This is a genomic window from Klebsiella sp. KE9456, from assembly GCF_043832615.1.
In the GTDB taxonomy this organism is placed as follows: domain Bacteria; phylum Pseudomonadota; class Gammaproteobacteria; order Enterobacterales; family Enterobacteriaceae; genus Klebsiella; species Klebsiella indica.
This window is the reverse complement of sequence record NZ_JBDYQK010000010.1, coordinates 172,546-194,058: the sequence shown is the minus strand read 5'-3', so window position 1 is coordinate 194,058 and position 21,513 is coordinate 172,546. Positions and strand designations below refer to the sequence as shown.

The 21,513-nt window shown below is 55.2% G+C and carries 20 protein-coding genes; 10 read left to right on the top strand and 10 right to left on the bottom strand.

Annotation, left to right across the window (positions count from 1 at the left end):
• Nucleotides 1–53: 53 nt before the first annotated feature.
• From ABK821_RS12570 to rhaM, 5 genes are all read left to right on the top strand, one after another.
• On the top strand, nucleotides 54–1,565 hold the full coding sequence (locus ABK821_RS12570; RefSeq protein ID WP_343178855.1) for a sugar ABC transporter ATP-binding protein: 1,512 nt from the start codon (nucleotides 54–56) through the stop codon (nucleotides 1,563–1,565).
• Nucleotides 1,565–2,569 (top strand): ABC transporter permease, encoded by a 1,005-nt coding sequence (locus ABK821_RS12565; protein ID WP_142503183.1) that lies wholly within the window; start codon nucleotides 1,565–1,567, stop codon nucleotides 2,567–2,569. Before ABK821_RS12570 ends, ABK821_RS12565 begins: the two co-directional genes overlap by 1 nt.
• Nucleotides 2,566–3,570, top strand: coding sequence for an ABC transporter permease (locus ABK821_RS12560; protein WP_343178856.1), 1,005 nt, complete (start codon nucleotides 2,566–2,568; stop codon nucleotides 3,568–3,570). The genes ABK821_RS12565 and ABK821_RS12560 overlap by 4 nt, the downstream gene beginning before the upstream one ends.
• 133 nt (nucleotides 3,571–3,703) lie before the next feature.
• Nucleotides 3,704–4,852 (top strand): lactaldehyde reductase, encoded by a 1,149-nt coding sequence (fucO, locus tag ABK821_RS12555; RefSeq protein WP_138362824.1) that lies wholly within the window; start codon nucleotides 3,704–3,706, stop codon nucleotides 4,850–4,852.
• On the top strand, nucleotides 4,849–5,163 hold the full coding sequence (gene rhaM / locus ABK821_RS12550) for an L-rhamnose mutarotase (protein WP_138362823.1): 315 nt from the start codon (nucleotides 4,849–4,851) through the stop codon (nucleotides 5,161–5,163). Before fucO ends, rhaM begins: the two co-directional genes overlap by 4 nt.
• 230 nt (nucleotides 5,164–5,393) lie before the next feature.
• Here the strand turns inward: rhaM and ABK821_RS12545 are convergent, their stop codons facing one another.
• The 6 genes from ABK821_RS12545 to fdhD all read right to left on the bottom strand — a co-directional run bounded on the left by ABK821_RS12545 (nucleotide 5,394) and on the right by fdhD (nucleotide 10,995).
• Complete coding sequence (locus ABK821_RS12545) at nucleotides 5,394–6,671, bottom strand: MFS transporter (RefSeq protein WP_343178857.1); 1,278 nt, start codon at nucleotides 6,669–6,671, stop codon at nucleotides 5,394–5,396.
• On the bottom strand, nucleotides 6,668–7,159 hold the full coding sequence (locus ABK821_RS12540) for a YhcH/YjgK/YiaL family protein (RefSeq protein ID WP_343178858.1): 492 nt from the start codon (nucleotides 7,157–7,159) through the stop codon (nucleotides 6,668–6,670). Before ABK821_RS12540 ends, ABK821_RS12545 begins: the two co-directional genes overlap by 4 nt.
• 15 nt (nucleotides 7,160–7,174) lie before the next feature.
• On the bottom strand, nucleotides 7,175–8,098 hold the full coding sequence (locus ABK821_RS12535; RefSeq protein WP_343178859.1) for a dihydrodipicolinate synthase family protein: 924 nt from the start codon (nucleotides 8,096–8,098) through the stop codon (nucleotides 7,175–7,177).
• Between the two features lie 16 nt (nucleotides 8,099–8,114).
• Complete coding sequence (locus tag ABK821_RS12530; protein WP_138362819.1) at nucleotides 8,115–9,326, bottom strand: PfkB family carbohydrate kinase; 1,212 nt, start codon at nucleotides 9,324–9,326, stop codon at nucleotides 8,115–8,117.
• 527 nt (nucleotides 9,327–9,853) lie between these two features.
• Entirely contained in the window at nucleotides 9,854–10,066 is a 213-nt protein-coding gene (locus tag ABK821_RS12525) for a YdgH/BhsA/McbA-like domain containing protein (RefSeq protein WP_138362818.1), read from the bottom strand.
• Between the two features lie 128 nt (nucleotides 10,067–10,194).
• Nucleotides 10,195–10,995: a formate dehydrogenase accessory sulfurtransferase FdhD gene (gene fdhD / locus ABK821_RS12520; protein WP_374043500.1), complete on the bottom strand. Its 801-nt coding sequence runs from the start codon at nucleotides 10,993–10,995 to the stop codon at nucleotides 10,195–10,197.
• Between the two features lie 191 nt (nucleotides 10,996–11,186).
• Here fdhD and fdnG point away from each other — a divergent pair, with 191 nt between their 5' ends.
• The 5 genes from fdnG (at nucleotide 11,187) to ABK821_RS12495 (ending at nucleotide 18,334) form a co-directional block, all read left to right on the top strand.
• A complete protein-coding gene (fdnG, locus tag ABK821_RS12515) occupies nucleotides 11,187–14,237 on the top strand; it encodes a formate dehydrogenase-N subunit alpha (protein WP_142503187.1) in 3,051 nt (1,016 codons plus the stop codon).
• Between the two features lie 12 nt (nucleotides 14,238–14,249).
• Nucleotides 14,250–15,152: a formate dehydrogenase subunit beta gene (gene fdxH / locus ABK821_RS12510; RefSeq protein WP_343178860.1), complete on the top strand. Its 903-nt coding sequence runs from the start codon at nucleotides 14,250–14,252 to the stop codon at nucleotides 15,150–15,152.
• On the top strand, nucleotides 15,149–15,778 hold the full coding sequence (gene fdoI, locus ABK821_RS12505) for a formate dehydrogenase cytochrome b556 subunit (protein WP_138362814.1): 630 nt from the start codon (nucleotides 15,149–15,151) through the stop codon (nucleotides 15,776–15,778). The genes fdxH and fdoI overlap by 4 nt, the downstream gene beginning before the upstream one ends.
• 526 nt (nucleotides 15,779–16,304) lie before the next feature.
• Nucleotides 16,305–17,234, top strand: a complete 930-nt coding sequence (gene fdhE, locus ABK821_RS12500) for a formate dehydrogenase accessory protein FdhE (protein ID WP_138362813.1) — start codon at nucleotides 16,305–16,307, stop codon at nucleotides 17,232–17,234.
• 182 nt (nucleotides 17,235–17,416) lie between these two features.
• The gene (locus ABK821_RS12495) at nucleotides 17,417–18,334 is read left to right on the top strand and encodes an alpha/beta hydrolase (protein WP_142503189.1); all 918 of its coding nucleotides are present in this window, start codon (nucleotides 17,417–17,419) and stop codon (nucleotides 18,332–18,334) included.
• A gap of 19 nt (nucleotides 18,335–18,353) precedes the next feature.
• On the opposite strand, the gene fabY is transcribed toward ABK821_RS12495, so the two are convergent.
• The 4 genes from fabY to yihX are packed head-to-tail and all read right to left on the bottom strand — an operon-like array spanning nucleotide 18,354 to nucleotide 21,227.
• Nucleotides 18,354–19,295, bottom strand: a complete 942-nt coding sequence (gene fabY / locus ABK821_RS12490; RefSeq protein ID WP_171034944.1) for a fatty acid biosynthesis protein FabY — start codon at nucleotides 19,293–19,295, stop codon at nucleotides 18,354–18,356.
• Between the two features lie 44 nt (nucleotides 19,296–19,339).
• Nucleotides 19,340–19,777 (bottom strand): D-aminoacyl-tRNA deacylase, encoded by a 438-nt coding sequence (dtd, locus tag ABK821_RS12485; RefSeq protein ID WP_138362810.1) that lies wholly within the window; start codon nucleotides 19,775–19,777, stop codon nucleotides 19,340–19,342.
• Nucleotides 19,774–20,634 carry a virulence factor BrkB family protein gene (locus ABK821_RS12480; protein WP_138362809.1) on the bottom strand — a complete coding sequence of 287 codons (861 nt, stop codon included), beginning with the start codon at nucleotides 20,632–20,634 and terminating at the stop codon, nucleotides 19,774–19,776. The genes dtd and ABK821_RS12480 overlap by 4 nt, the downstream gene beginning before the upstream one ends.
• The gene (yihX, locus tag ABK821_RS12475; RefSeq protein WP_308561994.1) at nucleotides 20,628–21,227 is read right to left on the bottom strand and encodes a glucose-1-phosphatase; all 600 of its coding nucleotides are present in this window, start codon (nucleotides 21,225–21,227) and stop codon (nucleotides 20,628–20,630) included. Before yihX ends, ABK821_RS12480 begins: the two co-directional genes overlap by 7 nt.
• Nucleotides 21,228–21,513: the final 286 nt, after the last annotated feature.

The window sequence follows — 21,513 nt, the reverse complement described above, 5'->3', positions numbered from 1 at the left end:
CCCCCTTCCGGGAAGAGGGTTCGGGTAAGGGGTGATTTTTACGGAGAATTATCATGTCCGCATCCACGCCTCTGCTGTCTCTTAAGGGCATCACCAAGGTCTTTCCCGGTGTGCGCGCCCTTGAGAACGTACAGCTCGATCTCTGGCCCGGCAAAGTGACCGCCTTAATTGGCGAAAACGGTGCCGGCAAATCCACGCTGGTCAAAGTGATGACCGGTATTTATCAGCCTGAAGAGGGCGATATTCTCTATAAAGAGATTCCAATCCACCTGCCCAATCCGGAATCAGCCCATAAGGTGGGGATCACCGCGATCCATCAGGAAACGGTGCTGTTTGACGAACTCTCGGTCAGCGAAAATATTTTCGTCGGCCATTATCTCTATACCGGCTTGCTGAAGAAGCTCGACTGGCCCGCGATGCACCGCAAAACCAGCGAAATTCTCAACCGCCTTGAAGTGCAGATCGACCCGCGCGCGACGCTAAAAACCCTCAGCATCGCCCAACGCCATATGGTGGCGATTGCCAGAGCGCTCTCCTTTGATGCCCAGGTGGTGATCCTTGATGAACCCACCGCCGCGCTCTCACAACACGAAATTCTGGAGTTTTATCAGATCGTTGAACGCCTGAAGCAGGACGGCAAAGCGATTCTGTTTATCTCACATAAGTTCGATGAGATTTTCGAACTGGCGGATTACTACACCATTCTGCGCGATGGCGTTTACGTCAACTCCGGGGCAATTAACGACATCACCGAGGAGCGGATGGTGGCGATGATGGTAGGCCGCGCGATTACCCAAACCTACCCGAAAGTCGACTGTGTCCCGGGGGAAACAGTGCTGGAGGTAAAAGATCTCTGTCATCCTACCGAGTTCGCCCATATCAACTTCAGCCTGCGCAAAGGTGAAATCCTCGGTTTTTACGGCCTGGTGGGCGCCGGACGTACCGAGCTGATGCAGGCGCTCTCCGGCGTTTCGCATCCCTCCTGCGGCGAGATCGTGCTGAAGGGCGAAACCGTCCACTTTCGCCAGCCTGCCGACGCTATCCGCGCCGGTATCGTCTGCGTGCCGGAAGAACGACAGAAGCAAGGGGCGATTATCGCCCTGCCAATCGCCCAGAACATCAGCCTGCCGCAGCTCAGCAAACTGAACCCCAATGGGGTGCTTAACGACGCCCGCGAATGGCGGCTGGCGGATGAGTACGCCTCGCGCTTGCAGGTCAAAGCCTTTAGCTGGCGTCAGGCGGTGGAGACCCTCTCCGGCGGTAATCAGCAAAAAGTGGTGATCGGCAAATGGCTGGCGACCCACCCGGAAGTCATTATCCTCGACGAGCCGACCAAAGGTATCGACATCGGTTCCAAAGCGGCGGTGCATCAGTTTATGTCCGAACTGGTCAGCCAGGGGCTGGCGGTCATTATGGTCTCTTCGGAACTGCCGGAAGTGATGGGCATGGCCGACCGGATTATCGTCATGCATGAAGGGCTGATGGTCGCGGAATACCGCGCCGGTGAGGCGACGGCGGAAACCATCGTCAGCGCCGCCAGCGGCACAAGTCAGGAGGCGGCGTAATGGGACGACAACTGTTTAAACACCGCGAAGCGCTGCTGGCGACGGTCATCGTGGTGATGATCGCCGCTATCGGCAGCCGGACGCCGTCGTTTGTCTCGCCGGGTAATCTGGTGGAGATGTTTAACGACACCGCCATTCTGATCATCCTTGCTCTCGGCCAGATGATGGTGCTGCTCACCAAAGGTATCGACCTGTCGATGGCCGCCAACCTGGCGTTGACCGGCATGATTGTCGCGCTGCTCAACGCCCACTATCCAGGGATTCCCGTGTTGGCACTGCTGGCGCTGGCAACCCTGCTGGGTCTGCTGATGGGGGCGATTAACGGCCTGCTGGTCTGGCGGCTCGGGATTCCGGCCATTGTGGTGACGCTCGGCACCATGAGTATTTATCGCGGCATTATCTTCCTGCTCTCCGACGGCAGTTGGGTCAATTCGCACCAGATGAGCGCCAGCTTTCTCGGCCTGCCGCGCGCCTCGTTGTTGGGCCTGCCGCTGCTGAGCTGGTACGCCATCGCCGCGCTACTGCTGGTCGGCTATTTCTTACGCTACAGCCGTAGCGGACGAGCGCTGTACACCGCAGGCGGTAACGCTACGGCGGCGTATTACACCGGAATTAACGCCGGGAAAATGCAGTTCGTCAGCTTCTGCCTTTCCGGCGCGCTGGCCGGATTCTGCGGCTACCTGTGGATTTCGCGCTTTGCCGTCGCCTACGTCGATGTCGCCAACGGTTTTGAATTACAGGTGGTCGCCGCCTGCGTCATCGGCGGCATCAGCACCATGGGCGGAACCGGCCGGGTGCTCGGCTGCCTGTGCGGCGCATTGTTCCTTGGGGTGATCAATAACGCGCTGCCGGTGATCGGGATCTCGCCATTCTGGCAGATGGCCATTTCCGGCGCGGTTATCGTGATTGCGGTGCTACTTAACGAACGCAGCAATAAGGGACATGGACGATTAATTCTGCGCAACGCGGCGTTAGCCCGACAGAAACAGGCGGTGAAATCATGAGCAAAATGATGCTATCTGCAGAGATGAAAAACGCTACGGACGCGCCGTCGCCGCTGCGCCGCCTGCTGTGCTGGGAAGGATTTCTGCTGGCGGTGACCCTGGCGGTATTTATCGGCAACGCCCTCGCTTCCCCCTGGTTCCTCGATATCTGGAACCTGTCGGACGCCACGTTTAACTTCACCGAAAAAGCGATCATCGTGCTGCCGATGGCGATGCTGATTATCGCCAGAGAAATCGATCTCTCGGTGGCGTCGACGATGGCGCTCAGTTCCACGGTGATGGGATTCTGCGCGACAGCGGGCATGGATACGCCGCTGCTGGTGGCCGTCGGCCTGGGCGTCGGGCTGCTGTGCGGCCTGTTTAACGGCATCCTGGTAACGCGCTTTAATCTGTCGTCGATTGTCATCACCATCGGCACCATGAGCCTGTATCGCGGGATCACCTACATCCTGCTGGGTGACAAGGCGCTGAATCACTACCCGGATAGCTTCGCCTGGTTCGGTCAGGGCTACGTGTGGGGCGCGCTCTCTTTCGAGTTCGCGCTGTTTATCCTCCTCGCCGTCGCCTTTACCTTTCTGCTGCATAAGACCAACTTTGGCCGCCGGACTTACGCCATCGGCAATAACCCCACCGGGGCCTGGTTCTCCGGCATCAACGTCAAGCGCCACAACCTGGCGCTGTTTGCGCTGGTCGGACTGATGTCGGGACTGGCGGCGGTATTGCTGACCTCAAGGCTCGGCAGTACCCGCCCGACGCTGGCGATGGGCTGGGAGCTGGCGGTGGTCACCATGACGGTACTCGGCGGCGTCAATATTCTCGGCGGTTCCGGCAGCATGCCAGGGGTGATTATCGCCGCCTTTCTGATGGGGCTGGTAACGTTCGGCCTGAGCCTGCTCAACGTGCCGGGCATCGTGATGTCGATCATTATCGGCGCGATGCTGATTGTGGTGATTTCGCTGCCGATTATTACAAAGCGGATTATGCAACGAAGACGCATTTAATTTCCCCCTCACCCTGACCCTCTCCCCTCGGGGAGAGGGAACTGTACGGTGCGGCCTTTCTTCCTCTCCTTTGGGGAGAGGAGCAGGGTGAGGGGAACGGATTTCCCAAAATAGATATTTAAGGAGAATTATCATGAGTTTTATGTTGGCACTTCCCAAAATCAGCCTCCACGGCGCCGGCGCAATCGGCGATATGGTCAAGCTGGTGGCGGGTAAACAGTGGGGTAAAGCGCTGATCGTCACCGATGGTCAACTGGTGAAACTGGGCCTGCTCGACAGCCTGTTCACCGCGCTGGATGCGCAGCAAATGCCTTATCATCTGTTTGACGACGTGTTCCCTAACCCAACCGAAGCGCTGGTGCAAAAAGGTTACGCGGCGTATCAGAACGCGGGCTGCGACTACCTTATCGCCTTTGGCGGCGGCAGCCCGATTGATACCGCCAAAGCGGTAAAAATACTGACCGCCAACCCGGCGCCATCAACTGCCTACTCCGGCGTCGGCAAAGTGAAAAACGCCGGGGTGCCGCTGGTGGCGATCAACACCACCGCCGGGACGGCCGCAGAAATGACCAGTAACGCGGTGATCATCGACTCCGCACGCCAGGTGAAAGAGGTGATTATCGACCCGAATATCATCCCGGATATCGCCGTCGATGACGCCAGCGTGATGCTGGATATTCCTGCAGCCATTACCGCCGCCACCGGTATGGATGCGCTGACTCACGCGATCGAAGCCTTCGTTTCCATTGGCGCGCACCCGCTGACCGATGCCAACGCTCTGGAAGCTATTCGCCTGATCAATCTGTGGCTGCCAAAAGCCGTGGACGACGGGCACGACCTGGAAGCCCGCGAGCAGATGGCATTCGGTCAGTATCTGGCGGGCATGGCGTTTAACAGCGCCGGTCTTGGCCTGGTTCACGCCCTCGCCCACCAGCCGGGCGCGACCCACAATCTGCCGCACGGCGTATGCAACGCGATCCTGCTGCCGATCATCGAAAACTTTAACCGCCCGAACGCGGTCTCTCGCTTTGCCCGCGTGGCGCAGGCAATGGGCGTCGATACCCGCGGCATGAGCGATGAAGCCGCCAGCATAGAGGCGATCAACGCCATCCGCGCTCTGAGCAAACGCGTCGGTATTCCGCAAGGCTTCAGCCAGCTTGGCGTTAATAAAGAGGATATCGAAGGCTGGCTGGACAAAGCGCTGGCCGACCCATGCGCACCATGTAACCCGCGCACCGCCAGCCGCGATGAAGTCCGCGAACTCTATCTGGAGGCATTATGATCCGTAAAGCTTTTGTTATGCAGGTAAATCCGGACGCTCATGAAGAGTATCAGCGCCGCCACAATCCGATCTGGCCGGAACTGGAAGCGGTGCTGAAAGCCCACGGCGCGCACCACTACGCGATTTATCTCGATAAAGAGCGCAACCTGCTGTTTGCGACGGTGGAGATTGAATCAGAAGCGCGCTGGGACGCCGTCGCCAGTACCGAGGTATGCCAGCGCTGGTGGAAACATATGCGCGATGTGATGCCTGCCAACCCGGACAACAGTCCGGTAAGCGCAGAGCTAAAAGGCGTGTTTTATCTGGATTAACCCCATAATTGCCCCGCTGAACCTGGCGGGGCAACTTTGCAGTGAATAAGAAAACCGATTTAAAGCGAAGCCATTATTCCCCTGTGCCATCAAACCATCCACGGTTAATCATCCACGGCGCGAAATAAACATAAGCGGCAATAAGTCTCTCAGTTTGCGTGGAAGAGTGCGGCGAATAGCCCGCAATATGAGAGACAAAGCGCCAGTCGGCGCTCTGTCTGGGGAGAGAACTACTGTGCTAACGGTTTGCGCACAAAGAAGCCATAGAAACAGGCGCCAAGGAACAGCAGGCAGCCGCCGAGAATAAAGACGTTGGTAAAGTGCCCGGTCACATCCAGAATAATCCCGGTGATCACCGGCGCCAGCGCCGCGCCAAGGAAACCGCCAAAGTTCTGGATCGCGCCGAGAGAAGCAACCTGTTCTTTAGGTGCCATATCCGCGGCCAGCGCCCAGATCACCCCGGACGGCATCTGCGAACAGAAATAGCCCAGCGTCAGCAACGTAATCGCCGTACCGCTGTTGCTTACAAACGGAATTGGCATCACGAAACAGGCCGCCATTACCGCGCCCAGAACAATTGGCACCTTACGCGCCGTCACCGTATTCACTCCTCTGCGAATCAGACGGTCAGAAATCATCCCGCCGCATAGCACGCCAAGAATACCGGCGAAGAACGGAATGGATGCAATAAAACCCGTCTGCTTCAGGCTGAATCCCAGCGACGTTTCCAGATAACCCGGCAGCCATGTCAGATACACCCAGATGGTAAACATGATGCAGAAGTTGCCGGAAATCATGAACCAGGTGGTTTTGTTGCGGAACAGTTGGCCCCAACTGACCTGCGGTTTATCCATTGCGTTCCCGGCGACCTGCCCGGTATGGATAAGCATCGCTTCCCGTGCGTCTGGATCGCGATAAAACTTCAGCCATGCCAGCGCTAACGGAATCCCCAACAGACCGATGGTGATAAACATCCCGCGCCAGCCAACCCACAGCAAGAGGATAGTCAGCAGCGGCGGCGCAACGGCGTTAGCGATTTGCGAACCAGTATTGATGATTGCCGTCGGCAAACCGCGTTCTTTCTCCGCAAACCAGCTTTGGGTAATTTTGATCCCCGAGGTAAAGAACGGTGATTCCGCTATCCCCAGCAATACCCGCAAGCCGTAGAAAAAGCTATAAGTGTTCACAAATCCCATCAGGAAGGTCACGGCGGACCACAGCGTCAGCGCACTGGTAAACATCTTCTTCGGGCCAAAACGGTCCACCAGCCATCCGGCAGGCAGGTTAGCCAGCGCATAAGGCCAGAGGAATGCCGACAACAGCAGACCCATTTCGGTGCCGGAGAAACCAAACTCCCTGGAGATAGTGGTATTGGCGATACTCAGGTTGGCGCGGTCAAGGTAGTTCACCACCGCAGCCAGCAGCAGAATTAAAATAATCCCCCAGCGACGTCGGGAAAGCGTCGGCGGCGAAATTGCCGTGGCGGAAGTCGGATTCACGGTGCTCATACCGCCTCCTCAAGTAACTGGCGATCGATTTTAATCACTGCCTTGCGCAGGTGGTTAACGCCGCCCCCCTGCGGATGACAGCATGGACGGTGGATATCTTGCGGGAAGAAAATCGCGAACATACCGGGCGTCAGTTCCAGCTGGATCTCTTCTTCTTTAACCTGCCAGAACATAATGTCCTGCTGCGGCGTATGGTCATCAACAACAGTATGTCGTGCACTTTCAACGCGACTAACGCCGATCCGCTCATGACCCGAGATCAAATACTGAATATCGATAAACTGGCGGTGCGACTCCGGGCGCGACGCCGCAAAGGGAACGCTGTCCATCTCCTGCAACAGGCAGAACAGTTTGCCGGGGATCAGGTCGATTTTGCCCGGCGCGAAGTCCTGAAAGTCATGCTGCGCAAGAAAAGCCAGCGCCTGACGAATGACCGGATGGTAAGCCGACTCTTGCGCGGGCCATGCCTGCAGGCTGGTTACTATCATAATGGTATCCTCCGCTTAGCCCGCGATACGCTGACGCCACTGTTCGGTTCCGGCGCGGATCTGGTCAAGGATCACCGTCAGTCCCCAGAACTTATTCAGCACATCATCTTTGTTGACCCGGCAGGTAATGCCATCAAAAGTCCCCAGCCGCTGATGATAAATTTTGGCGTTTTTCGGATAACCCAGCGTTTCGGTCACAGCCCCCAGCGAGAGGAAAATCGCCAGTTCATCGGCGAGCGCGCGCTGGTTTTTTCCTTCCCGCCACAACCAGCTGTACAGTTCAGGATGAAAGTTGGTAAACACGCCGCTAAAGCCCTGGGAACCTGCGAGCATCGCTGGCCACGCAATGGCCGCGTTGGCGTTAATGACGTTGAGCGGCGTACCCTGCGCCAGACGTACGCGACGTTCAACGGTCGGCAGATCGCAACTCACATCCTTCAGTACAATGAAGCGACCGCTGTTAGCGCACCAGGAAAATTCATCATCGCTAAGCAGGCGGCGATACGGTGCCGGACACTCGTAAAGGCCGAGCGGCAGAGAGGCTGGCAGCGTTTCCAGCAGCGCATTGAGCGTGGCGTGGAAGACCTCGCTGCCCTCATTACGCGGATCGAGGTGATTGGTCACCAGCACCAGAGCATCAATGCCGGTCTGCGCCATTGCCAGCAGTTCGGTTTTTTGCGCTTCAAGATCGTCGCTGATATGACCAGAGGCGATAACCGGAATACGGCCATTAACGTGCTGTACCACAAAGCGTGCCAGTTCGACGCGCTCCGCTAAGGAGAGGAACTGCATTTCACTGGACTGGCAGACGGCAAACAGCGCATCAACCCCCTTCTCCAGATACCAGTCGATTAATTTCGCCAGCGCCGGATAATCAATCCGATCGTCAGCTGTAAATGGCGTCAGCATTACTGGAACAATACCGTTGATCGTTTTCATCTTATTTTTCCTGGATTCAGAGGGTCCGAAGTCGTGCATTTGCCTGTTCGAAGTCAGGCATGTTGGATGCCCCTTCCAGCTCAACGGCCAGAGAGGCGAAGGCGGAGGCCCAGGTTGCGGCCTGCACCAGACTGTTTCCGGCGGCAAGCGAAGCGGCCAGCGCGCCGTTAAAAGCATCGCCAGCACCGGTGGTATCCACGGTGACGGCAGGGAAAGCGCGGATATGGCTAAACTGATGGTTGTCCAGCAGCAACGCACCGCGCGATCCCATGGTAATCAGCACCTTCTTAACGCCCAGCCCGGCAATGTGCAGGGCGGCTTCTTTTGCCGTATCAAGATCCTTGATGTCGATACCCGATAATAAAGAGGCTTCCGTTTCGTTCGGCGTAATCACATCAACAAAGGGAATGCTATGAATAATTTCAGCAGAATAAGGTGCCGGATTGAGAATAACGCGCTTACCCAAATCGTGAGCTATTTTAATAATTGAATGCGTCGCATCGAAGTTATTTTCCAGTTGCACTAATAACACATCAGATGACGATAACTCAGGAATAATTGCCTGAATTTCACTGTGGGTAATGGTGGTATTTGCCCCAGAATAAATAGCGATCATATTCTCGCCATTCTCCTGAGAAACGTAAATAATCGCATTCCCGGTCGGTTCACTCTCTGACTGATACAGGGTGTAAGAGTGAATGGCCGAACGCGTTAAATGTTCTGCCGCCAAATTGCTGAACTGATCTTTGCCCACTTTGGCGACAAAATGCACCTGGGCACCCGCTTTGCTGGCGGCGGTTGCCTGGTTTGCCCCTTTCCCGCCAGGCCCCAGACTGCTGCCCAGCGCCATCAGCGACTCGCCTCCCCGCGGGAAACGCTCAACCTTAGCGACAATATCAACATTGAACGAGCCGAATACACATACCTTACCCTGCATAAATTTTCCTTTCTGGCGTTCATCACCTGGTGATTTACGGTGATTAACAGGTCGCAGCAGTACCTCAAAACTATCACCGGTTTCCGAAATAAGCTCGGCCTGCAAACTACGGCGTAAAATAATGGCCCCACCATAACAGCGCTGCACCAGACCCATATTTGCAAGCGCATTTAAATCACTGCGTATCGTTTCTTTCGTGACATTAAAATAAGTAGAAAAATAATTCACATGGCCACGCTCATGCTCATCTAAATATCGCAAAATAGACTTTCTACGTTCTTCAAGAAACATAATTAACCCCGATGCCACCATTGCAGTATACGAGCCGTCTGAGGGCGGAAGAGTGACATCAATCTCATGTTTTCAGGCAAAACGGAAGCAAACAAAAATGCGCGATTCTCTCGCCTGAAATCGATTTAATGCACCGAACTGGAGAGCCCCAGGGCCGTCGCCAGACATTCTCCGGACGACAATGTCGCGACGGCGCTGTTGCAAATAAAGAGAGGGTAGGTCGGATAAGGTGTTCGCATCGCCTGCAAAATTAAGGGAATCTGCAATGTACAATTACAAAATAGTCGTGACGGTGGAATCCACCGAAAGTCGCTAATGCTAATGATGACGCACCGGGAATCGCGGTTTCCGGGAACCAGATGAGGAGAAAGCGGATTAATTCAGACCACACGATGATATTAAATTCACCTGAATGATTGGTCACCCCGCTGAGTCGAGAGGTAACGCAATTCAGTAAATTGCCGTACCTGAACCACCAGACACAAAAAAAGCGCCCGCAGGCGCTCTTTCGACAGTAGCTCTTAAGCTTATTTGTTCAGTTCCGCCGTCATATGCACATGGTTACCGGTAAAGGCTTCGGTAATTTTGTAAGACGCTGCGCCAGCAGCCTGGGCCTGAGCGGCGATTTTCGCTTCCGCGCCGTCCATCGTTGCCGCGGAAGCGGTTACGGTTTCAGCGGCGAAGGAACCAAAAGAAGCGGCCATAGCGATAACTGCGACAAAAGTTTTGATGCTTTTCATGATATAAACCCTTTACGTTAGTTGTTTAGATAAGGCGTTGTGCCTTGATGTGATAAATAGTAGCCTTCACATCACTAAACAAAAAGCGGAAGGATTTGCTTTTCTCATTCAAAAAAATTGATTTAAATTTAACCCGCAATTAACCGCTGCGGATGGGTATAGATCGTCGCTCTGCCGGGCTTACAAAATCCCACCAGCGTCAGGTTGCAACGTCCGGCAACCTCCACCGCCAGCGTGGTGGCGGCGGAAACCGCAAACAGGATTTCTACTCCGCACATCGCCGCCTTCTGCACCATCTCATAGCTGGCGCGGCTGGAGACCAGCGCGGCGCCGCTGCCCCAGTCCCCCTCTACGTCGGCGCGGCGTCCGAGGAGTTTATCCAGCGCCACGTGCCGGCCAACGTCCTCGTAGCCGCCCGCAAGAGCGCCGCAAGGGTCAACCCAGGCCGCAGCATGCGTACAGCCGGTAAGGCGACCTATCGGTTGAAAATCATGCAGATGCGCCAGCGCGCGATCGAGATTCGCCAGATCGAATGTCTGAGTAAACGGCAGCGGCTGCACCGGTTTGCCGATATCGTTGAGCTGCTCAACGCCGCATACCCCGCATCCGGTGCGCCCGGCCAGCGCGCGACGACGCGCTTTCAGCCCCATAAAACGGCGGCTGGAGAGCTCAATTTGCACCTCCAGACCGTTACAGGCCTGTACGACATCGATCCCATAAATCTCGCGTCGGCTTTCAATAATCCCTTCAGATAAGGAAAAGCCTACGGCGAATTGCTGCAGATCCTTCGGCGTCGCCATCATCACCACGTGCGAGATCCCGTTGTAAACCAACGCGACCGGAACTTCTTCAGCCAGCGTGTCTGGCTGAGGCTGTTGCAAATTTTCACGCTTCCAGAGCGCGACCTGGCGACAACCCGTGATATCCATCACGTTTTCGACTTGTTTATGAGGGTTCTTGTTCACTTTATCTTAACCGTATTGGAACAGGCACACACACAATGTGGTATTCTATTTATATCCCTTCAGGAACGAGGGAAATTACCTCAATTCTGAACCTTCGCGGCTCTTACCGCAAAGCAAATAACTATACGTGACAATGTCGAAACAAGGAGCGAACCATGCAGGTCAGCAGAAGGCAGTTCTTTAAGATCTGCGCTGGCGGTATGGCAGGAACGACGGCAGCGGCGCTGGGCTTTGCCCCCGGCGCAGCGCTCGCGGAAACCAGGCAGTACAAACTGCTGCGCACCCGCGAAACCCGTAACACCTGCACTTACTGTTCCGTTGGCTGCGGGCTGTTAATGTACAGCCTCGGCGACGGCGCAAAAAATGCCAAAGCGTCAATCTTCCATATCGAAGGTGACCCGGATCACCCGGTCAACCGTGGTGCGCTCTGCCCGAAAGGGGCCGGTCTGGTGGACTTTATCCACTCCGAAAGCCGCCTGAAATTCCCGGAATACCGTGCGCCAGGCTCCGATAAGTGGCAGCAAATCAGCTGGGATGAGGCGTTTGACCGCATCGCTAAGCTGATGAAAGAGGACCGCGACGCCAACTTTATCGCGCAAAACAGCGCGGGCACCACCGTTAACCGCTGGCTGACCACCGGTATGCTGTGCGCCTCCGCTTCCAGTAACGAAACCGGTTATTTAACCCAGAAATTTACCCGATCGCTCGGCATGCTCGCGGTCGACAACCAGGCGCGCGTCTGACACGGACCAACGGTAGCAAGTCTTGCTCCAACATTTGGTCGCGGTGCGATGACCAACCACTGGGTCGACATCAAAAACGCCAACCTCGTCGTGGTAATGGGCGGTAACGCCGCTGAAGCGCACCCTGTCGGGTTCCGCTGGGCGATGGAAGCCAAAATTCACAATGGCGCGAAGCTGATTGTGATCGATCCCCGTTTTACGCGTACCGCATCGGTGGCCGATTTCTATGCCCCCATTCGCTCCGGTACTGACATTACCTTCTTGTCAGGCGTCATGCTGTACCTGTTGAACAACGAAAAAATCAACCGTGAATATACCGAAGCCTATACCAACGCCAGCCTGATCGTGCGTGAGGATTACAGCTTTGAAGACGGTCTGTTCAGCGGCTACGACGCGGAAGCCCGCAAGTACGATAAAACGTCCTGGAATTATGAGCTGGATGAAAACGGCTTTGCCAGACGCGATACCACGCTGCAACATCCGCGCTGCGTCTGGAACCTGCTGAAACAGCACGTTTCCCGTTATACACCGGAAGTTGTCGAAAACATCTGCGGTACGCCAAAAGCCGACTTCCTGAAAGTCTGCGAATATATCGCGGAAACCAGCGCCCATGATAAAACCGCATCGTTCCTGTATGCGCTCGGCTGGACGCAACACTCCATCGGCGCGCAAAACATTCGTACGATGGCGATGATCCAGCTGCTGCTCGGCAATATGGGGATGGCTGGCGGTGGCGTCAACGCCCTGCGCGGTCACTCCAATATCCAGGGGCTGACTGACCTCGGCCTGCTGTCGCAGAGCCTGCCGGGTTACCTGACGCTGCCGAACGAAAAACAGACCGATCTGCAAACCTACCTCGCCGCCAACACGCCAAAACCGCTGTTGAAGGGCCAGGTGAACTACTGGGGCAACTACCCGAAATTCTTCGTTTCCATGATGAAGGCCTTCTTTGGCGATAAAGCCACAGCAGAAAACAACTGGGGCTTTGACTGGCTGCCGAAGTGGGATAAAGGCTACGACGTGCTGCAGTATTTCGAGATGATGAGCCAGGGTAAAGTGAATGGCTATATCTGCCAGGGCTTTAACCCGGTGGCCTCATTCCCGAATAAAAACAAGATCGTGGCGTCGCTTTCAAAACTGAAGTATCTGGTGACCATCGATCCGCTCAATACCGAAACGTCCACCTTCTGGCAAAACCACGGTGAGTCGAACGACGTTGATCCGTCGAAAATCCAGACCGAAGTGTTCCGCCTGCCATCCACCTGTTTCGCCGAAGAGAACGGTTCTATCGTTAACTCCGGCCGCTGGCTGCAGTGGCACTGGAAAGGCGCGGACGCCCCCGGAATTGCCGTCACCGATGGCGAGATTCTGGCCGGTATCTTCCTGCGTCTGCGTAAGATGTACGCCGAACAGGGCGGCACAACGCCAGAGCCGGTGCTGAACATGACGTGGAACTACGCCACCCCTCATGAACCCGCTTCGGAAGAAGTGGCGATGGAGAGCAACGGTAAAGCGCTGGCGGATCTTATCGATCCGGCAACCGGCGCGGTGATCGTCAAGAAAGGCCAGCAGTTGAGTTCGTTCGCGCAGTTGCGGGATGACGGTACCACCGCCAGCGGCTGCTGGATCTTCACCGGTAGCTGGACGCCGGACGGCAACCAGATGGCGCGCCGTGATAACGCCGACCCGTCAGGCCTCGGCAATACGCTGGGCTGGGCGTGGGCATGGCCGCTTAACCGCCGCATTCTGTATAACCGCGCCTCCGCTGACACCCAGGGGAAACCGTGGGATCCGAAACGCCAGTTGCTGAAATGGGACGGCGCAAAATGGGGAGGTATTGATATCCCGGACTACAGCGCCGCCGCGCCTGGCAGCGACGTTGGGCCGTTTATCATGCAGCCGGAAGGGATGGGGCGCCTGTTCGCGATCGATAAGATGGCGGAAGGGCCGTTCCCGGAACACTACGAACCCTTTGAAACGCCGTTGGGAACTAACCCGCTGCACCCGAATGTGGTCTCTAACCCGGCCGCTCGCGTCTTTAAAGACGACCTTGAGCAGATGGGCAAAGTGGCGAAATTCCCGTACGTCGGCACCACTTACCGCCTGACCGAGCACTTCCACTACTGGACCAAGCACGCGCTGCTGAATGCCATCGCACAGCCAGAACAGTTTGTGGAGATCGGCGAGAAGCTGGCGAATAAACTCGGCATCGCTCACGGCGATACCGTTAAGGTCTCCTCTAACCGCGGCTATATCAAAGCCAAGGCGGTGGTGACTAAGCGTATTCGCACGCTGAAAGCAGACGGTAAAGATATCGACACTATCGGTATTCCGATTCACTGGGGCTACGAGGGCGTGGCGAAGAAAGGCTTTATCGCCAATACCCTGACGCCATTTGTCGGTGATGCGAACACACAAACGCCGGAGTTCAAATCTTTCCTGGTGAATGTGGAAAAGGTGTAACGGAGACGACCTATGGCTTATCAATCGCAAGACATCGTTCGTCGTTCCGCGACTAACGGTTTCACTCCCGCGCCGCGGGCGCGAGAGTATCAGGAAGAGGTGGCGAAGCTTATCGACGTCACCACCTGTATCGGCTGTAAAGCCTGTCAGGTGGCGTGTTCAGAATGGAACGACATCCGTGATGAAGTTGGTCATAACATCGGGGTATACGATAACCCCGCCGATCTGACCGCCAAATCCTGGACGGTGATGCGCTTCTCGGAAGTAGAGCAGAACGACAAACTGGAGTGGCTTATCCGCAAGGATGGCTGTATGCATTGCGCCGATCCGGGCTGTCTGAAGGCCTGCCCGGCGGAAGGGGCGATCATTCAGTATGCCAACGGCATCGTCGACTTCCAGTCCGAGCAGTGCATCGGCTGCGGCTACTGCATCGCCGGCTGTCCGTTTAACGTGCCGCGCCTGAACCCGGAAGACAACCGCGTCTACAAATGCACCCTGTGCGTCGACCGCGTAACAGTGGGACAGGAACCGGCCTGCGTGAAAACCTGCCCCACCGGCGCTATCCACTTTGGCTCCAAAGAGGATATGAAAACCCTGGCGGCTGAGCGCGTGACCGAGCTGAAAACCCGCGGCTACGACAACGCCGGACTGTACGATCCGGCAGGCGTCGGCGGTACGCACGTGATGTACGTGCTGCACCACGCCGACAAGCCGAATCTGTATCACGGCCTGCCGGAAAATCCGGAAATCAGCGCCACCGTGAAGTTCTGGAAAGGCATCTGGAAACCTCTTGCGGCGGTCGGCTTTGCGGCTACCTTCGCCGCCAGCATCTTCCACTATGTCGGTGTCGGCCCGAACCGTGCAGAAGAGGAAGAAGACAACCTGCATGAAGAGAATGACGAGGTGCGCAAATGAAAAGACGTGACACCATCGTGCGCTATACGGCGCCAGAGCGAATCAACCACTGGGTCACCGCCTTCTGCTTCGTGCTGGCGGCGGTGAGCGGGCTGGGCTTCTTCTTCCCGTCCTTCAACTGGCTGATGCAAATCATGGGTACCCCACAGCTGGCGCGCATTCTGCACCCGTTTGTCGGCGTAATCATGTTTGCTTCGTTCATCATCATGTTCTTCCGTTACTGGCATCACAACCTGATCAACCGGGACGATATCTTCTGGGCGAAGAATATTCGCAAGATCGTCGTTAATGAGGAAGTGGGCGACACCGGGCGCTATAACTTCGGCCAGAAATGCGTGTTCTGGGCGGCGATTATCCTCCTGGTGCTGCTGCTGGTAAGCGGGGTGATTATCTGGCGTCCGTACTTTGCGCCAGCGTTCTCCATTCCGGTGATCCGCTTTGCGCTGCTGCTGCATTCGTTTTCCGCCGTGGCGCTAATTGTGGTTATCATGGTGCATATTTACGCCGCGCTGTGGGTAAAAGGCACGATTACCGCGATGGTGGAAGGCTGGGTCACGAAGACATGGGCGAAGAAGCATCACCCGCGCTGGTACCGTGAGGTTAGCGAAAAGCAGGATAAGCGCTAACCATTAGCGCAAGTATGTTGTGGCTCGCGAAAATGGCGTCGTGCATCGACGCCATTTTTTTAGCGGATACCGCTTTATACAGACAGCGAACCAACCGGGATTCTGGTCATATGAGCATCGAATAGATACTTTTACTAAAAAGACATATCGTGAATCCCCGGACTGCGTGGGTTCGCCCTCGCGCGAAAATCGGTATTGCGTCGCAAACAGAGCAGACATGCAGCTTAGCTATTGCACCGCTTGAGTCCACGACGAGCTATCCACAGCTGCACGGCGCATAGTCTGCGGTATCAACATCGGGTATCGTAACGTACACATTGCGATGCCATAGGTATATCCCGTAGGTCAATTACGGTTATCATTAGCGATATTCACAGAGCGGACGACATGATGCCCGCCAAATTACAGAGCAGGCCACTTTATACCTCATGGATTTCTGGTCGCATCAAAACGGCAAACGCGCGCAACCAACGCTGGCGCAGCCTGAAAAACCAGGGGATAGCCTGCCCAACCAGGAAGTGACTCAATGAGCATTCGTATCATCCCGCAAGACGAGCTGGAACAGAGCGAAAAACGCGCGACGGATATGATCCCGCCGCTATTATTCCCCCGGCTAAAAAATTTATATCACCGTCGCGCCACACGCCTGCGCGAACTGGCTGAAAATAACCCGCTGGGCGATTACCTGCGCTTTGCCGCGCTGATCGCCCATGCGCAGGAAGTGGTGCTGTACGACCACCCGCTGGAGATGGATCTGACTACGCGCATCAAAGAAGCGAACGCGCAGGGTAAACCGCCGCTCGATATCCACATTCTGCCTCGTGATAAGCACTGGCATAAGCTGCTGCATTCGCTGATTGCCGAGCTGAAGCCTGAAATGAGCGGCCCGGCGCTGGCGGTTATCGAGAATCTGGAGAAGGCCTCGGAGCAGGAGCTGGAACTGATGGCAAGCGCGCTGTTTGCGTCTGATTTCACGTCGGTCAGCAGCGATAAAGCACCGTTCATCTGGGCCGCGCTGTCGCTCTACTGGGCGCAGATGGCCAGCCTGATCCCTGGAAAAGCCCGCGCGGAATATGGTGAGCAGCGTCAGTTCTGTCCGGTATGCGGTTCTATGCCGGTCTCCAGCGTGGTACAAATTGGCACCACCCAGGGTCTGCGTTATCTCCACTGTAACCTGTGTGAAACCGAGTGGCACGTGGTACGCGTGAAATGCAGCAACTGCGAACAGACCCGGGATCTGCACTACTGGTCGCTGGATAACGAGCAAGCGGCGATTAAAGCCGAAAGCTGTGGCGACTGTGGGACTTACCTGAAAATTCTCTATCAGGAAAAAGATCCAAACGTTGACGCCGTCGCCGATGACCTGGCATCTCTGGTGCTGGACGCGCGTATGGAACAAGAGGGTTTTGCCCGCAGCTCCATCAACCCATTCCTGTTCCCGGGAGAAGGGGAGTAGTTGCTGACGTTATGCCGGGCGGCGCTTGCTGCCCGGCTTACAAATAAGTAAGACGTCATCACGTCTGGTATTCCAGTAAACTCTTTAGCATCGCATTGCATCCCTTGACTGAAATCTGCCGTTTTCTTTTATTAAAAACCAGGCCAAAATACTGTATATCCAAACAGGAAAGAGAATAACAAATGGCGCTTGAAAAAGGCATTGCAGAACTGGTTCAGGAATTTATCGATGCAGGCCGCCCCTCATCGCGCGAACAGAATATTGATGACCGTAGACGCGGCTATATCGCCAGTACGGTACTGGCTGGAGAACAGGAAAAGCGCGTTCAGGTAGAAGATATCGAGCTTGAGGGCATGGCATTTCGCGTTGTCTCTCCCCTTAACGCTTCTGGCGCTCTCCCTGCCGTTATCTATTTCCACGGCGGCTGCTTTATCAGCGGCGGTTTCGCCACTCATGACAATCAGCTCCGCCAGTTAGCATACCATAGCGGCTGTCGGGTTATCGCCATGCAATACCGGCTAGCGCCAGAGCAGACTTTCCCTGCCGCGCATGACGATGCGGAAAAGGGAACGCTGATTATTCATCGCCACGCAGAACGACTCGCAATCGACGCTTCCCGTATTACGCTTGCTGGCGATAGCGCCGGAGGACATCTGGCATTAGTGACCGCTCTGCGCCTTAAAGCTGCCCATAGCTGGCAGCCAGCGCAACTGATTCTGATTTACCCGATGCTGGATGCCACCGCCAGCATGAAGAGCTATATCGACAACGGTAAAGATTACATCATCACCGAGGATACGCTGCTCAGTGGCTATGAAATGTACCTCTCATCAACAGAACGCCGTCATCCGGAAGCCAGCCCGCTGTGGCGTAACGACTTTAATGGCTTACCGCCAGTGCATATTCTGACCGCGGAATACGATCCCTTGTGTGATGAAGGCGAAGCGCTGTATCGGCACATGGTTGAGCAGGGCGTTGACTGCACCTGTCAGCGCTATCTCGGGGTGATTCATGGCTTCTTTCAGTCAGGGGGAATCAGCCCGGCGGCACGAAGCGCTATGAGGGATATCGCCTGGCGGGTTAAATCACCAGGCCAATAGAGATAAGCACGCAGGGAAACTACTCTTCTTCGTTCCCGCCCTCTTCATACGAGCCGAACGGCTTCGCGGGAAGAACAATGTAGATCCCCTCAAAAACCGCACCCAACTGGTCGTCGCCAAAGAGTTCAACCTGTAGCTGAACGCGCGCTTTGCGCCCTCGCGCCAGACGATCGAGATCGCCGCTCAGGGAGCCGAGATCGGCAACGGCGCTGGGGCGTCCGCTAATGGGCTGGCTATAACGAATATGCGCATCGGCAAGAATAATTGTGCCGCCGAGATGCCGCTCACGCAGCATCAGCCAGATAAGCCCCCAGCCGGTTAACGTTGCCTGTGAAAACAGGCTGCCGGCAAACAGCGTATGGTGCGGGTTCTGGTTGCCGGATTCCGGCATGGTGGTGATAAATTTTTGCCCGGTATACTGCTGAATGCGCACGCCCATTTTCTCGCTAAGCGGGATATGCTGATACCAGGCCTGTTGTAGCTGAGCGCACCAGTCGCCGCGGTGTAAAATATCGTCCAGCGAGGCAATCGGCTTGATCATCAAAAAATGGCGAATCGGGGTGGTGGTCGGAGTGGTAATTTCACCCTGATTGACAAAACCGAGCTTAGCAAAGAAGTCCACCGCATCTTCGCGGGCGCTACAGGTCACGCGTTTAACGCCTTCCTGACGGGCAACGGACTCCAGGGTCATCGCCATCAGGGTTCCCAGACCTTTATCCTGTACCGAGGGATCCACAGCCATAAAGCGAATGGAAGCTTCATTCTCCGCATTGACATATAGTCGCCCGACGGCAACCAGATTGCCCTCTTCATCGACCACCATCTGGTGGTGCGCCATCGCATCCCAGGCATCCCGCTCGGAGCCTTTCGGCTGATGCAGCGGCTTACGCAGCATCTCCCAGCGAAACTGATAGTAGCTCTCTAACTCTTCTTCTGTTTGCGGTACACGAAGGTGATACATAGCTGTACTCTCTTTTGTTATCCGCTGCCTGACTGAAAACTGGCTCATACCTGCAACCAAAAAGTCACTGGGCCATCATTCACCAGCGAAACTTGCATATCGGCAGCAAATCTTCCGGTCTGTGTATTCATTTCCTGGTGGCGACAGCGCTCAACGAAATATTCGTACAGCGCTTCCGCTTTATCCGGCGCCGCCCCTTTAGAAAATCCGGGACGCATTCCGCGCCCGGTATCCGCCGCCAGCGTAAACTGTGAGACCACCAGCACGCTGCCGCCAGCCTGCCGTACGTTAAGGTTCATCTTGCCTTCGGCATCGCTAAAAATACGGTATCCCAGTACGCGTTCGCATAGACGGTTCGCCTTTTGCTCATCATCGTCGCTCTCGACACCCAGCAGCACCAGAAGCCCTGGGCCAATTTCACCCGTCACGTCATCCTCCACGGTAACGCTGGCTCGGGATACGCGTTGAATTAATGCAATCATGATTGTTCTGTTTCTTCTTTTTTCAGTTTGCGGTATTCACCGAGAGTGACAGTAATTTCAGCGCCAAGCAAGACGATACACCACGTCCAGTACACCCAGACGAACAAAATAGGCACCACGGCAATCACGCCGTAAATCAACTGATATGACGGGAATGCGGTGATATATAAAGCAAAGGCCTTCTTGCCTGCTTCAAAGAGCAGCGCGGCGACCAGCGAACCAACCACCGCATCGCGGTTGCATACCTGTGTCGTCGGCACAATGCTGTAGAGCAGCCAGAATGCCACCCAGGATAACAGCAACGGGAAAATGCGCAGGACATCATCAATAAAGCTATTCAGTTCACTTGCCCACCGTAACGACAGCAGATAAGAACTGATCGCCAGGCTGGCCCCCGCCAGTAGCGGCCCCAGAGTCAGGATCATCCAGTAAACCGCAAAGGAGTATGTCTTTGGTCGCTTTCGGGTACTGCGCCAGATCGTATTCAACGCACTATCAATGGAATACATCAGCAGCAACGATGTCACGATCAGACCGAAAGCGCCCAGGGCGGTCATTCGCCGGGAGTTAGCCACAAACTGCTCAATATAGCCCTGAATGACATCCCCGGTCGCCGGGATAAAATTGGCAAAAATAAAATGACGAATCTGAATACTGACGTCAGAAAACATCGGAAATGCCGCGAACAGCGCGAAAATCACGGCGATAAGCGGCACAAGGGAGAGCAACGATACATAGGCAAGGTTGCCCGCCAGAGTCGTCATATTATCTTCATCAATACGCCGCCATAACAGCTTTAGCCAGCCTGCCAGCAGCCGCACATTGCGCGTTGTTTTTTGATGAACGGTTTTTAACATAACTGTTTGGCAAAATAGTTAGGGATGGTCTCCTTTCCGGTCACCAGAATACTGGTGATGCCTAACAGATTAGCCCCCGCGATATTATCGGCGTTATCGTCGAAAAAGATCGCATTCTCAGCCGGGAAACCTTCTGATTCGAGAACACGCTGGTAGATCCGCGCTTCGGGTTTACGCATCCCCATCTCTTGCGAAAGATAGATATGGTCAGCGGCAGCGCGTATCTCCGGGTATTCATCCGGCCAGAAAGTGGTATGTAAACGGTTAGTATTCGACAGCACCACCACCCGATGCCCCTGTTCACGTAATTTTTGCATGATCGTGATAACGTCCGGGCGCAGGGCAACAAAAACAGCCTGCCAGCCATGAGAAAACTGCTCGTAGCTCAGCGACATATTCATTTCGTGGCACATCTTTGCGGCAAAATCTTCATCGCTGATTTCGCCGCGCTCATGCTGATGAAACGCCTCCCCCATAGTGAAATGCTGCTTCAGTGTCGCAAGAGGGATGCGCGTTAAATCACTCCATGTCCCGAGCACGCGGTTAAAGTCAATATCGACAATCACATTACCTAAATCAAAGATATAGAGCATGGTCCTCTCCTTTTGTACCGTGGAAAATTAACTGTAGCGGGAAAGGAGAAGTTTGACCATGCGAGAGCGGGAACTGAATGTTCTTAAACGTGCCTGGAACTGAGGAGGCGATCTCAACGACGTATAATGCTATCAAAGGGTCGATAATACTGCCGTGATATTGCCCCAATGCCGCTCACTTAAGCAAATCATCGGTGTTGTCTTTTGTTTTATTTGTCAGCGGCAATCGCATTATTGGTGGTTTAAACGAAAATCTAATTCGGTTGATTCGCTTACTGAGCTGATA